The sequence below is a fragment of the Octadecabacter temperatus genome, assembly GCF_001187845.1.
GTDB lineage: Bacteria > Pseudomonadota > Alphaproteobacteria > Rhodobacterales > Rhodobacteraceae > Octadecabacter > Octadecabacter temperatus.
Map to the genome: position 1 here is coordinate 2,122,787 of NZ_CP012160.1, position 13,536 is coordinate 2,136,322.

At 52.7% G+C, this 13,536-nt stretch carries 13 protein-coding genes and 1 tRNA gene; 6 read left to right on the forward strand and 8 right to left on the reverse strand.

The window, feature by feature from the left end:
- Positions 1-230: 230 nt before the first annotated feature.
- Both OSB_RS10665 and OSB_RS10670 read left to right on the forward strand, forming a co-directional pair.
- Positions 231-878, forward strand: coding sequence for a glutathione S-transferase family protein (locus OSB_RS10665; protein ID WP_049834989.1), 648 nt, complete (start codon positions 231-233; stop codon positions 876-878).
- A gap of 740 nt (positions 879-1,618) precedes the next feature.
- Positions 1,619-2,941: a class-II fumarase/aspartase family protein gene (locus OSB_RS10670; RefSeq protein ID WP_049834990.1), complete on the forward strand. Its 1,323-nt coding sequence runs from the start codon at positions 1,619-1,621 to the stop codon at positions 2,939-2,941.
- Here the strand turns inward: OSB_RS10670 and OSB_RS10675 are convergent.
- Genes OSB_RS10675 through OSB_RS10705 form a run of 7 tightly spaced genes read right to left on the reverse strand, consistent with a single transcriptional unit; the run spans position 2,927 to position 9,381 of the window.
- The gene (locus OSB_RS10675; RefSeq protein WP_049834991.1) at positions 2,927-3,649 is read right to left on the reverse strand and encodes an NAD(P)H-hydrate epimerase; all 723 of its coding nucleotides are present in this window, start codon (positions 3,647-3,649) and stop codon (positions 2,927-2,929) included. The two genes, OSB_RS10670 and OSB_RS10675, sit on opposite strands and share 15 nt — an antisense overlap.
- A gap of 25 nt (positions 3,650-3,674) precedes the next feature.
- Positions 3,675-5,285 carry an NAD-dependent malic enzyme gene (locus tag OSB_RS10680; protein WP_049834992.1) on the reverse strand — a complete coding sequence of 537 codons (1,611 nt, stop codon included), beginning with the start codon at positions 5,283-5,285 and terminating at the stop codon, positions 3,675-3,677.
- Positions 5,286-5,289: 4 nt separating this feature from the next.
- The gene (locus tag OSB_RS10685) at positions 5,290-5,832 is read right to left on the reverse strand and encodes a glutaredoxin family protein (RefSeq protein ID WP_049834993.1); all 543 of its coding nucleotides are present in this window, start codon (positions 5,830-5,832) and stop codon (positions 5,290-5,292) included.
- A 39-nt stretch (positions 5,833-5,871) separates the two neighbouring features.
- Positions 5,872-6,246 (reverse strand): DUF1622 domain-containing protein, encoded by a 375-nt coding sequence (locus OSB_RS10690; protein WP_049834994.1) that lies wholly within the window; start codon positions 6,244-6,246, stop codon positions 5,872-5,874.
- A 1-nt stretch (position 6,247) separates the two neighbouring features.
- On the reverse strand, positions 6,248-7,918 hold the full coding sequence (locus OSB_RS10695) for an acetolactate synthase large subunit (RefSeq protein ID WP_049834995.1): 1,671 nt from the start codon (positions 7,916-7,918) through the stop codon (positions 6,248-6,250).
- Complete coding sequence (locus OSB_RS10700) at positions 7,915-8,574, reverse strand: RraA family protein (protein WP_049834996.1); 660 nt, start codon at positions 8,572-8,574, stop codon at positions 7,915-7,917. The genes OSB_RS10695 and OSB_RS10700 overlap by 4 nt, the downstream gene beginning before the upstream one ends.
- 54 nt (positions 8,575-8,628) lie before the next feature.
- Complete coding sequence (locus OSB_RS10705) at positions 8,629-9,381, reverse strand: flavodoxin family protein (protein ID WP_049834997.1); 753 nt, start codon at positions 9,379-9,381, stop codon at positions 8,629-8,631.
- Positions 9,382-9,673: 292 nt separating this feature from the next.
- Here OSB_RS10705 and OSB_RS10710 point away from each other — a divergent pair, with 292 nt between their 5' ends.
- Together OSB_RS10710 and OSB_RS10715 are read left to right on the forward strand one after the other, a co-directional pair.
- Positions 9,674-10,279: an RNA polymerase sigma factor gene (locus OSB_RS10710; protein WP_049834998.1), complete on the forward strand. Its 606-nt coding sequence runs from the start codon at positions 9,674-9,676 to the stop codon at positions 10,277-10,279.
- Entirely contained in the window at positions 10,276-10,611 is a 336-nt protein-coding gene (locus OSB_RS10715; protein ID WP_143831253.1) for an anti-sigma factor family protein, read from the forward strand. The genes OSB_RS10710 and OSB_RS10715 overlap by 4 nt, the downstream gene beginning before the upstream one ends.
- A gap of 476 nt (positions 10,612-11,087) precedes the next feature.
- Here the strand turns inward: OSB_RS10715 and OSB_RS10720 are convergent.
- Positions 11,088-11,177 (reverse strand) — tRNA-Ser (locus tag OSB_RS10720).
- A 244-nt stretch (positions 11,178-11,421) separates the two neighbouring features.
- Here OSB_RS10720 and OSB_RS10725 point away from each other — a divergent pair.
- Together OSB_RS10725 and OSB_RS10730 are read left to right on the forward strand one after the other, a co-directional pair.
- Positions 11,422-12,330 carry an SPOR domain-containing protein gene (locus OSB_RS10725; RefSeq protein WP_049835000.1) on the forward strand — a complete coding sequence of 303 codons (909 nt, stop codon included), beginning with the start codon at positions 11,422-11,424 and terminating at the stop codon, positions 12,328-12,330.
- An 18-nt stretch (positions 12,331-12,348) separates the two neighbouring features.
- Complete coding sequence (locus tag OSB_RS10730; protein WP_049835001.1) at positions 12,349-13,536, forward strand: D-alanyl-D-alanine carboxypeptidase family protein; 1,188 nt, start codon at positions 12,349-12,351, stop codon at positions 13,534-13,536.

Here is a 13,536-nt window from a genome sequence, read left to right on the forward strand (position 1 = left end):
CGGCATTGGTCACTTCGGGCTCCTTGCGGACATTGGATGCAGCGCAGCATTCACCGTTCAGCGCATCCGGCCACCAACAAGAGCGGCCCACAGGAGACAATCAACGAGCATCCCGTCGCCGCCTCTGCTGATCGCCAAACCTGCCCTTCGTCCATCGTGCCGCATCTTCAATGGTCGGGATGACGGCAATCCGTTACAAAGTACCAATTCAACGCGGAGAGTAATGCTACATGAGCTACAAACTGTACTACGCGCCAGAAAGTGCATCATTGGGTGTCAGGGTCATTCTTGAAGAGATTGGAGTCGATTACGAACTCCTTCCAACCAGCACCGATACGGACAAACCCAAGCCGCAAGGTCAACTGGCATTAAATCCGAACGGCTGGATACCGGTTCTCATTTGGGATGAGTACGCGATGTACGAGTGCGCTGCGATAACGATATTCCTTTGCGACCGTCATCCTGAAGCGAAACTTGCACCTACGGTTAATGAACCCGAGCGCGGATTATTTCTTCAAACATTGGTCTATTTCTCCAATACTGTGCAAAATGCGTTCCAGCTTGATTACTACCCAGATCGCTTTGCTGACACGCCTGCGACAGAACCGAGTGCGCAACGCCGTGGTCTTCGACGTTTGCGCGAGACATGGAAGGTTATTGACGATCAGATTGGAAACAATAATTGGGTAATCGGTGATCGTTTCAGCGCTGCGGACATCTATTTATTCATGTTAACTACCTGGCTCAAGCCCTCGCGAGGGCAACCATCGACACAGGAGTTTCCAAACGTAAAGCGAATCTCCGACGCTGTGGCGCAACGGCGTAGCGTACAGGTTGTGTATGAAGAATGGATATCGGAACAGACAACGCCCCGTTGAGTTTACAGTGAGGAACGAACGGCCCTTAGCGGGCATTCGTTGTTGGTTCAGTTACTGTGATGCAGCTACTCCAAAGCGGACATTGGAACCGCTGCGCAGTAAAATGCTATGCTCGACGTCGCGCTCTGTGGGACAAGCCGGACTTGTGTAGGCGCAGCGGTTGCCGCGCAGCATTTGCTCGCTCGCGCAGCACGGAACTTTCAGCGGTGCAGTAATTTCCACCAAACCAGCCATTCAATCGATCAAGAATAGATGGGAACCAAACTGTCATTTCGTTGCGTCTTTCCTTAACTCGAAAGACGAGGAAAAGCGGCCTGACGAACGTTCTGTTTTTGCTGACGCAATATTTAACAATGTCTCTAACGTTCGCCTCGGATTATAAAGGTAACTGTGCAATGCTGCATAGACTTCAGGCTGCTCAGCGGTCCAATTTGGCCGATGCAACGGATTCATCAAACGACAGAATTCTGGGGCGATCTACCATTAAGGTGACTCTGGCAAAGTGAGTGCGGGTCGATCCATTTCCCCTTCCGGAGCGATTGACTTCGAAAATGAAGTCATTGCACATCCGGGCTCGTGCGTTGTTGTCACAAATCCACCCAGCTTCCTGAAGCGGTGGTAGTGACGCCATTTTGACTTCGTGCTTTCATTTAAACATGTAAAATCAGTTCCGAATTGAAACCTTTGGCAATATCGGTGCATCAGTTTAAAATGAAGAGTACTCACAACCAGGGCAGGACATGGACAATTTGGAAACCGGTTCAATCTTTAAAACTGAACACCCGTTTGGCGAGATGCCCGACTACCAAAGGTATCTCGCCGTGGAAGTAGCTCTGGCTCGAGTTCAGGCGGAACTAGGACTAATTCCTGACGTCTCAGCAGAAGCAATCGCTAAGCATGTCAAAATAGAGAATTTTGATACGGAACGGTTGCAGCTGGATTTTCAGACCGTGGGTTTCCCAATTGTTGGCGTCGTACGTCAGATTGCCGAACTCGTTCCGGATGGTCATGGCGAATACGCGCATTGGGGCGCGACTACTCAGGATATCATGGATACCGGTCTTGTTATAGCACTGCGAGATGTCACATCACTGATTGATGCCCAGCTTGACGAGGGTATTGAAGCATTGGTTCAATTGGCGACTGCGCATGATGACACACTGATGTCTGGACGCAGCCAGTTGCAACAGGCAGTTCCGATTACGTTTGGATATAAGGTCGCGGGCTGGGCAAAGGCATTGGCGCGCTACAAGCTACGGTTAAGGGATCTGGCCCCCCGCGTTTTGCAGGTGCAATTCGGTGGCGCTGTCGGAACCATGGTCGCGGTACATCCTAATGGCCCGGCGATCCGGGCAGGTCTAGCGGCGCATTTGGGGTTGGCCGATCCCGGATTTGCCTGGCACAGTCATCGCGATACGTTAGTCGAATTCACCAATTTCCTAGGCCTGCTGACCGGGACATTGGCCAAAATTGCAACTGATATTATTTACATGGCCCAAACCGAAGTTGGCGAGATCAGTGAGCCTTCGGTCAAGGGGCGCGGCATTAGCTCAACCATGCCACACAAACGGAATCCGTTGTTGTCCCAACAGATCTTGGTGATCGCGCGACAGGTTCGTGGAATTTCCTCTATGATGATGGACGCAATGATACAGGATCATGAACGGGGAACCGGAAGTTGGCAATCTGAATGGACCCTCGTGCCAGACGCTTGCACTCAATCGCTCGCGGCGTTGGCAGACATGATCGAGTTGGCGCGAGGTCTTGATGTCGACAAAGTAAGAATGAAGACCAACATTGGGCTATCCCGTGGGTTTGTTTATGCAGAGGCGGTAATGATGGCTCTGGCCCCAAAAATTGGGCGACAGCGGGCGCATGATCTTGTCGAACAAGCCGTCGACAGGGCCAAGGACGATGTTTCATTTGAAACTGCGTTGATGGAAGACCCTGCGATAAACGAGGTCTTGTCACGATCGCAATTGGGCGAAATCTTTTCGGGCGACCTGCATCGTGCCGCAGGCGTCGCAGCTGTCCATGAGGCGCTAGGGTCAATTAAGTTTTAGGATATCACCGTCCGAGAATATCGGCCCTACAGTTAACCCTAGGAAGCGCGCGTATAGCTCTGGGGGAACACTGATATCCGCAAGGTAAAGGCTTCCGACTTGCGGATGGTTCAGGCCGGCCTTTGGCAGCGCGAGGGTGAGCGTCGCGGTGGCTCGTATGCTAGGGTCATACGCAGTAGCATTGGTTGCATCGACTCCTGACGGCGCGTCCAATGACACGACCGGCGCCGATTGTGCGTTGGCCCAACGGATCAAATCCGCGGCGCGACCCTTGGGGGCACCGCTCAAACTGTAACCAATAATGCCGTCAAGAACGACGTCCGAATTTGATTTTTCCGGAATTGAGGTTTGAAGTTTGACTCCCATTGCCTGCAGGATCGCCAGTTGTTGCGCAGGCACTCCGGAAAACGTGTTTGGGTCTCTCGCTAGGCTGACATGGACATCGAAACCCCATGTCGCAAGACGGCGCGCCGCCACAATAGCGCCGCCGCCATTTCCACCCCTTCCAGCCAAAACAGTGACCCGCTTGCCCTTACGGCCTTCGCCCAGAAACTGATCGCGGGCCAAAGTAGCCAATGCCCTACCGGCATTTTCCATCATCTGGATAAGCTCTATGCCATAATCCTCGATCATCGCGCGGTCGACTTCGATCATTTGTTCGGTAGATAGTTCCGGCACGTTTTCTCGCCGGAGTTCGGGGGATTTCATCTTCGGCTCCAATAGATTGAAAGACTTAGTATCGTGGCGAATACATTCGTTCTGCGATGAAGCCCCTTAGGTCATCCGGACGGCTGATCCCAGCCAGACCTTCGGTAAATGCAATCTCGGCAATCGCAACCGCAATGTCGAGTGAAGCCGTTCTGATTTCGTCCAAAGCGGGAAAAATGCGGCCCTCTTTCAGAGCGTCTTCAGATACGCCAGAGGCGACTGCACGCGCAGCAGCACGGAACATCGTATCCGTGACGCGCGATATCTTACAGCTCGTCACCCCCAACCCGATGCCAGGGAAGATATAGACATTATTTGATTGTCCGGGCACGTGAGTTTCGTCGTTAACTGTTACCGGACCAAATGGGCTACCACTTGCGAAAACGGCTTTGCCTTGCGACCAGAGATACACGTCCTCAGCTGTGGCCTCAGACCGCGACGTCGGGTTGGACAAGGCAAAGATCACGGGACGTGCATTCACCTTTGCCATCGCAGCGACAACAGGTTCATCGAAGATCCCCGGTTGTCCGGTTGCACCAATCAAGATGGTTGGCCGGAGCACTTCGATCGCAGTCGCAATGTCGCCAATGGGGCTATGGGCGTGGGCATATGGCGCAGCAAAAGAGTTTATTGCATCGCGTCCTTCCACGATCAGCCCTTTCCTGTCCATGAACCAAAGCTGTTTGCGGGCCGCATCCAGTGACATACCTTTTTCTGCAATGGCACTGGCCACCAGTTCACCAATACCGATATTGGCCGAACCCGCTCCAACGAATAAAACCCTCTGGTCCTCTAATGCGCCATCTGTGATGCGCAGGGCCGCGAGAATTCCAGCAAGCGTTACCCCCGCAGTTCCCTGAATATCATCATTGAATATCGCGGATTGATCGCGATACCGCGCTAAATGAGTAATCGCGTTTTCGGTCGCAAAATCCTCGAACTGAAGCATTGCGTCAGGGAATACCTCGCCGACTGCTTCGACGAATTCGTCCATCAGATCCTGATAGGCTTCGCCAACAATCCGTTTCTGGCGAAGGCCTAAGTAGTGCGGGCTGGACAAGAGCCGTTCGGTGTTGGTGCCAACATCAATCACAATTGGAAGCGTGCTGCCCGGGTGAATGCCGCCAGCGGCGGTATATAGCGCCAATTTTCCAACGGAGATCGACATACCATTGGCACCTAGATCACCAAGGCCTAGAATTCGCCCGCCATCGGTTGCCACGATGACGCTTGGCGCATCGCCTCCCCAATTCTGTAAAACTTCACGGACACGTCCCCGGTCTTGGGCCGTGACGTAAAGTCCGCGGGGGCGGCGGAAAATTGCACCATAATGCAAAGCTGCCTCGCCCACCGTCGGCGTATAGATGATCGGCATAAAGCGTTGCAGGTCACTTAAAACCGTGCGGTAGAACAGGGCTTCGTTCTGGTCCTGAAGAGACATCAAAAAGATATACCGTTCCAGATCGTTGGGTTTGCGCGCACAATTCGAAAACACCCGTTCCAATTGCTGGTCCTGCGTTTCGATCCGGTGCGGCAATAGTCCGGCTAACCCAAGCGCGTCGCGTTCCTTTGCGGTGAACGCTGTGCCTTTATTGAGAAGAGGATCGTTCAGAATTGCCTGACCGCGCTTTTTCATTATTTTACCCAAATGTTGTTTGAAGATAACGAGAGATGTCACGGCTTTCCGGCATCCAACGAGACGTTTTGTCCGCGCCTTCAATCAGCAAGACCGGCACAGTCGCACGGCCCCGCGCAGAAACCAAATCGTCCCGATGCTGCGTGTCATCGAAGATGTTGCGCAACTCAATGTCCACATCAAGATCGTCAATCACAGCCAAAACCATTTTACAAAACGGGCAGCTATCAAAGTAATAAAGCGATAACTTGTCTGTTCCAACAGAAGTCGGAGCGAGATGCTCGAGTAACATTTGCGCATAAAATTCTGGCCAATCTTTGTCCGACGCGCGGGCGCGGTGTTCCAGATCAGCCTTTAACAGGCAGTCCACAAGTTCTGCTTTAGACACAGTGAATTCAAACTGGCCCACGATACGGTTGTGCATTTTTTCGGCATACCAGATCGCCCAATCAGCATCCTCTCCGTCGGTCTCAATGAAAGCTTCGTGATGGTTTTTTGCAGTGAACCGAAATAAGTTGGCAAGTTGGTCTATCATGGCATCGTTCATCGGTTCTAATCCTTGGTCATTTGATTTTGCAGCGCTCAATCATCCTACAGGTTCTTCGCTAATTTTCTCATCGCGCGCATCCTTGAGGTCAAGCCCGAGAAAGAACGCTAGAATTGATCGTATCAAGACAAAAATTCCGAGGGTGATCAGACTGTCCCTTGTGTCGACTAGACCAGATTCGATCACGTCCGACACGACCATGAAATCAATTGCAAGAATGACATGGCTTAAAAATTCGACACGGATCTCCTGAAATCTCTTGGCACATTCCAAGCCGCGTATGCGGTGCAATTCGAACCCAACATATCGGATTACGAACTTGAAAACGGTAAAGATGAGGATGGCGTAACCTACGCCATCCACAAAGAGTGTTACCAATTCAAGCATTTTAAAAATACTTTCCGGCATTTCCATTTTAGACGCCCTTCAAAAGCGCAGCGCAATCGACAGAGCGCATTTCCTTCATCAGCATCATGTTTTGCATTGGGTCCACAGGCGCATCGATGATATGAACGCCCCCAGCCGCCGCAGCTGCGTCAAGCACAGCCCGGAATTCTGATGGGTCGTCCAAACGATGCCCTGTTGCACCATAGCTTTGGGCAAATTGCACAAAATCTGGATTCTTAAAGCCAACGCCGAATTTGTCGAAGCCTTCGGCCATTTGCTTCATCGCGATCATACCCAGGCCACCGTCATTGAAAACGACAATGATCAGGTCAAGGTTAAGGCGCACCGCAGTTTCGATTTCTTGCGAATTCATTGCAAAGCCACCATCGCCGGTCACCACAACGGCTTTGCGGTCGGGGTAGACCAACTTTGCCGAAATCGCTGCGGGCAAGCTAATTCCCATAGACCCGAGCGCGTGATCAACCAGCATCGTGTTGGGCTGACGCGCGTTGAAGTTGCGGGTTGCCCACATCATGTGAATGCCGTTGTCGAGCGACAAGATATCATCGTCCGCCATGAAATCACGGAGTGTTGCGATCAGATGGCCTTGTTTTGCAGGAAAGGAGGTTTCCTGAGCTGCGCGTGCGATGCTCGCTTGCATTGCCTGACCAACTCGTAAGAAACCGGCATGGTCCCAGTCGCTTGGGGTAATTGCTGCGGTTAGCCGACTTATGGAATCCGCCATCTCGCCCACAATTTGCGCCTGCGGGAAATAGGCATTGTCACCATGCGCCGCAAATGGGTTGAGATGGATCACAGTACGCCCATCATCTGGTTCCATGAAAAAGGTTGGCTTTTCCATCGTATCATGGCCGATATTCAAGATAAGATCGGCGGCCTGCACCGCGCAATTCGGATAATCTCCGGGCATGATCGTACACCCAAGATAAAGTGGACTATCCTCATCGGCGACCCCTTTGCCCATCATCGTAGAGATGAACGGGATTTGGGTTTTCTCAATCAAAGCGCGGGTTGCTGCAGCCACGTCGGGGCGATTAGCACGTGTTCCGCCACCGACCATGATCAGCGGGCGTTTCGCGTTTGCAATGAGGTCAGCCGCCGTCGCGATGGCAGCGTCGGTTGCGATAGGCATATCTCCATGCTGGCAGGGTACCAACGGACCAAGCTCGGTCTCACGTGCAACGTCCTCTGGTAATTCCAGATGCGACGGTCCCTGTCGTCCGTCAAGCGCCGACATCATAGCCTGTCGCAAGATTGACCCGGCCATAGGCCCTGATGGGATCTTAGCCGCAAATTTGGTGATCGGACGCATAACATCAACAACATCAATAAGTTGATATTGCCCCAACTTGTTGTCACGCACTGCTTTTTGTCCGGTAAGGACCAACATCGGTATCGCTGCCAAATAGGCATGTGCCACAGCCGTCGTTAGGTTCGTCGCGCCAGCGCCAAGCGTTGACATGACAACCGCGAGTTTTCCGGTCAAACGCCCATAGGCAGCGGCAGCAAACCCAGCCGCCTGTTCATGGCGGAACAAGACAAACTTGATCCGTCCGTCCTTGCGCAACGTTTCAAGGAAATGGAGGTTTTCGTCGCCAGGAATGCCAAATACATATTCGACCCCTTCTGCGGCAAGAGCTGCAACAATTTGTTCGCTGGTGTTTTGCGGCGTATTCATATTGCGTCATCCCCTTTGGATAGAACCTGTGACGGATTTTCAGACCGACCGGCTTCTTTAGCAGCGTCCATTTTTTCCATGATCATGCGGGCTTTCTTGAAGATCATCTCGACCTCATCACCAGGTACGACCACCGCAGCATTGCCTTTGGCAAAGATCACATCGCCCGGAACGACCGTGACATTGCCAATCGAAACCGGCACGTCCGATAGATACGGCTGCACTTCATTACCGCCCGCTCGCACCGCTTCTCCGGTGCAATAAGTGGCGAAATCATAGCTGTCGATTTCTTCGAAATCGCGGATGTAACCATCGGCAAGAATTCCTGCCATTCCGAGGTTTTCGACACGGCTAAGTTTTGTGCCGCCGCCAAGCGACGTCTTAGTGTGTCCGTTCGAAGCCATAACTAGAACCGCGCCTTTGGCATCGTGGTTTTGAACTGCACGGTAAATTGCGGGTACAAGCGAATGCTTGTCGGGATCCATGAAGTCCTTTCGGACAGGTAGAAATCCGATCGTTACAGCGGGTCCGATCAGCACCCGCGATGGATCGGGACTGGTGAGGTCGATAATATGCGCGCGGTGAGGGTGGGTCATCATCATTGCATCAACAACATCTGCCACACCTAGACCTTCAGCTAGGGTCTCTAGATTCATCATTTGTCTCCTAAAAATGTAAGGGCGCTGCCTTTTCAGACAGCGCATTGGTCATCAGTCTGGCATGTTTTCTTTCATGTGCTTCATGGCCAATTTCATCCCGTCCATCTTGATTTCGTTGCGTTGCATCATTTTCTTGTTTTGCTCTGCAATGTTGATCTCATAAGGGTTGTCGCGCATGATTTTCGCACCCTGAATCAAATTCCGGGCTGTCAGTTCGACATTGCGGCGGACGTAGGGACTCATGGCGCCACCGGCCTCAATGAAACTCGGACCAGGGCCTGCATCGCCGACCCAGTACACATCGGTGTTCGGCGGACAGGTGACGCCAAAATGCAGCAAGTTTGACAGCGTGTAGGCAATACAATCATGTGCGCCATCTTCGTTGCCCGTAACCACCATGCCGCCGACGCTGCCGTAAAGTGGGAACTGCCCGGTTTTTTCGCACATTACCGTCTTAGTAGACCCGTCAAGGCGTTCGATAACTTGCTGGCATACGGATGATCGCGTACCCATCCAGATCGGTGTCGCCATCACAAAAATATTGCACCGTTTTATTTTCTCAAGAATTTCAGGCCACTGATCGCCATCACCTGCATCATTAACCGGCCCATAACCGATGTCATAATCACGGACCCGAACGATTTCAGCTTCTAAATCTGGTTCGAGTTCCTTCATCCGCTGAATGACCATATTGCTAAGCGCCTCAGTGTTCGACACTTCAGGTCCGCTCGTTAACGTGCAATTCAGAAAAAGAGCATTAAGTGGCCCATCTTTCTTTTTTTCGTGCCATAGTGAAAATGTCATCGTAGCTCCAAGTTTGGTTGTCTATTTGCAGTCTTCGTCCATGTTAGATGCTGACGACCGCGAGATGGTTACACCCTTAGTAACAATGTTGTGCGCCCTGCCGCGTGCGCACCTATTTTCTTAGCTCGATGGTTTGTTTGCTCCGTAGACGAATATGCAAAATGCGATCCACGGGAATCCGCCCAAAACCAGTTCGCATCCAATCACCCGTTAGACTTTGACAGTGTCCTTCAAGCGCGCCATGAAGGACGGAACATGAAACTTATCCGCTGCGGATAATACGAGGGCCGACTTGGGCGAGAACCAGCGAAATACTACCAGTTCGCACAATCTGCCGGACGCTTCTGACAAGGAAGCCGTCGCTGGGTTTGTGCGCGAAAACATTCAATGGATGATGCAGGTCGCGCTCCATTACTTGCGTGATATTCCCCTCGCTGAGGATGCTGTACAAATCGCTTTCAGCAAGATTTTTACGAAGTCAGATCAGTTTAAAGGGCAGGTTCGTATTCAAGCGTGGATGAGAAGCATCGTTGTTAATGAAGCCTTGATGATCCTGCGCAAACGAAAATCCCTAAAGGAAGACAACACAATCGACCCCCTCCTCCCAGAATTTGACAAGTGGAAATGCAGGGTTGAAATGCCTTGGGTTAACGTGCCAAATCCCGAAGACTTGCTTATCACCGAGCAAACACGTCAAACCGTAAGGGCCGCAATCGACAAACTGTCCGATGCTTACCGAGTTGTTTTGCTACTAAGAGACATCGAAGAGCAAACAACGGCCGAGGTAGCAGAAGCTCTCGAAATTTCCGAAGCAAATGTCAAAGTACGCCTACATCGAGCAAGAGCCGCACTCAAAACATTGCTCGAACCCCAAATGCGCGAAGGGAGGTTCAATTGATAACCCCAAACTCAGTTAAACGCAGAATGAAAGGCATGATGTTCCGTTTGCCGATGATGATTTCGTGCCCGCAATTTGAAGAATTCATAGTTGAATATCTCGAAGGTGGGCTAACGGTTCATGAACGAAGGGTATTCGCCCTACATCTGAAGATTTGCCGCGAGTGCCGCGAGTATCTTGCAGCCTATGAGGCAAGCATGGCGGCCGCCAAACAGGGTTTGGCGTCAGACGCATCCTCGGTTCCTGTGGACATTCCCGAAGATCTCGTGGCTGCGATTACGGCGAGCATTGGAGCGACCGAAGATGACGGTGCGCCGTCAGACAATTCTTAATAGTTACCTTTGCGTTGAATCATAACAAGTGGACACAAGTGTTGACGCAAATACAGTGAATGATCTGTTTGTCCGCAACCTAAGAGATCGACTGATTTGTCTTGCTGCACTTTTCATGAATGGCCGGTTTTCCGCCGCGTGATTACTAAGGTGATTTTGCGATTGTTGCATTTTCTGTGCTGCGAGCGCGTGCCGCGAGAAAATCGAACTCGCTCGCTGGGCGCTCTGCTGCCGCTCGCTGCAGGTGAAAGTGCCACAAGCTGCTGAACTTTCGCTTCTCATAAGAGGAACCTAAACTTCGTCCTCGCAGCGAACGCCTGCTTCCCGCCCTAGTAGAATAATATGCTTAAGCCTGCAGCCAACAGAGACCATCAAAATCCACCGAGTACCAGAACGCGACGGGGGAACCAAATGGGGAGTCAAAAACAACCAAGTCGCATATTTTATCATAAATATAACGACTTAGGGGATGCCTATGGCGGAGGCTCAGGGATTCGAACCCTGGGGACGCTTTCACGCCCGTCGGTTTTCAAGACCGGTGCATTCGACCACTCTGCCAAACCTCCGCTGCGCGCTACCTTTAAGGGGGGAAGTTTGATTCTAAAAGTCCCTTTCGGCCCTCAATTGCATCAAACACTTACGAACACCCCAAAGAGGAAATCCGCCGAAAGCGCACCAAAGCCTTTCATTGCAGCGCCTGCACGGCTAATGTTCGGCAAAGGCCTGCGATCGCGGGCCAATCAGATTGAGCAGACCAAGCCCAAAATGGGCATAGCGCCTTCAAAATAGGCGCAACATAGAGGGCGAAAAATGGCACACCGCATTTCAGGCAAAGCACTGGCATCAAATAAGAAATTCACGGTGGCGCTTGCCGTCTCTTCGGTGCTGGCACTCAGTGCGTGCGACGAGAACGGCGAATTTGCATTCCCGACTATGGCGAACAACGCAAGTGCAGAGACAACCATTGCACCCACCCAAAGCGTGCAACTTGTTGAACGTGACGTCGAAGCCCCTGATGCTTTTCAGGTCACTGAGCCCGGTTTGTGGGACGGTCGCCCGTCGCTTGGTGGTGTTTGGGTTGCCCATCCAGACGTATCTGAGCCAGAGCGCGTTATTATTCGCAACCAAGCAAACGGCACGTTTGTAATCGGCGCATTGTTCCGCCGTGAGCGTGAAAACCCAGGCCCTGCCCTGCAGGTTTCCTCGGACGCGGCGTCAGCACTTGAAATGCTTGCTGGTGCGCCGACCGACTTGCAGGTCACCGCATTGCGCCGTGAAGAAGTCGCTGAAACGCCAGAAGCCATGCCAACCGCTGACTTCGAGGCCCCGACAGACATCGCAGCCGTACCGATTGAAAGCACCCCGCTCGATGGCGAGGCAGCCGACCCAATCGCAGCGGCCGCCGCCGCGATCGAAACCGCCGCAGCAACGCCAGCGCCAGTTCCAACACCAAGCCCAGCAGCCGCACCAGCGGCGTCTTCAAGCTTGGAACGCCCTTTCATCCAGCTCGGTATTTTCTCAGTTGAAGACAACGCCCGTGGCACCGCTGATCGCATGCGTGGCAACGGGATCGTCCCAACTGTGCTAGAACAAACCAGCCAAGGACGCACCTTCTGGCGTGTCATTGTCGGCCCTGCGACATCTGAAACCGAGCGCGCCGAACTTTTGCGTCAGGTCAAAGCCCAAGGCTTTGAAGACGCATATTTCGTCACCAACTAATTGCCACCAAGAGGCCCTATGATCCGCCATCTCGCTACACTTGCATTGTTGATCACAAGCGCCGCACCGATCGCGGCGCAAACCTTCGACACCCGCGCCACGGCTGCCTATGTTTTGGACCATTCAACAGGCATCGTTCTGTTGGAAAAGAATGCAGACGACCCTTTGCCGCCTGCGTCCATGTCCAAGCTTATGACGCTTTATATGGCGTTTGAGGCGATCAACCCGTTGAATGGGCAAGACCCGATTGTCACGGTAGACGACATTCTACCCGTGTCCCAACACTGCATGAACTACACCGGTTCAACGATGTTTCTGGACACCACGGACCGTGTGCGCGTCGAAGACCTGTTGCGCGGTGTGATCGTTCTATCAGGCAACGATGCGTCCTGTGTTCTTGCCGAAGGCCTATCGCGCAGCGGGACCGAAGCCGGATTTGCTCAGCAGATGGCCGTGCGCGCGCGTGAACTTGGCATGATGAATTCTAGCTTCGCAAATTCCAACGGCTGGCCCGCAGCTGGCCAACGCATGTCGATGCGCGATCTTGGAATCTTGGCGGATCGGCTAATCACAGACTACCCAACGTTCTACCCGCTCTTTTCCGAGCAATCGTTCGACTATGACGGTGAGCACCCTGCCAACACCCAAAATCGCAACCCATTGCTCGCTCTTGGCATTGGCGCAGATGGTTTAAAAACGGGCCATACGTCTGAGGCTGGCTACGGCCTCGTGGGATCCGCCAAACAAGGCGACCGCCGCGTCATCTTTGTCATTACGGGTCTCGAAACCGCCCAAGCTCGCGCCGAAGAAGCTGAACGCATCGTAAACTGGGCATTCCGTCAATTCGCACAGCGCGATATTGCCCGCGGCGGCACACGTATCGCCCAAGCCGAAGTCTGGATGGGCGACGTGCCCCATGTCGGCCTGATGCTTGAAGAAGATCTTTCTTTGTTGGTTCCAACAGCTGGCGGTGCTGAGATTGACGCAGAAGTCATTTTCAACGGCCCGATCCAAGCGCCCGTCACCCAAGGGGATGCCATTGCCGAACTGGTGATCCGCCTTGAAAACTTGCCCGAAACCCGCGTCCCGCTCGTTGCGGATACAACAATCGCGGCTGGTGGGTTCAGCACACGTTTGCGCACTGCTGCGGATGTATTGGTTGAACGTGTCAGAACGCCTGACGACGTTGTAGTTGAGGCTGAATAA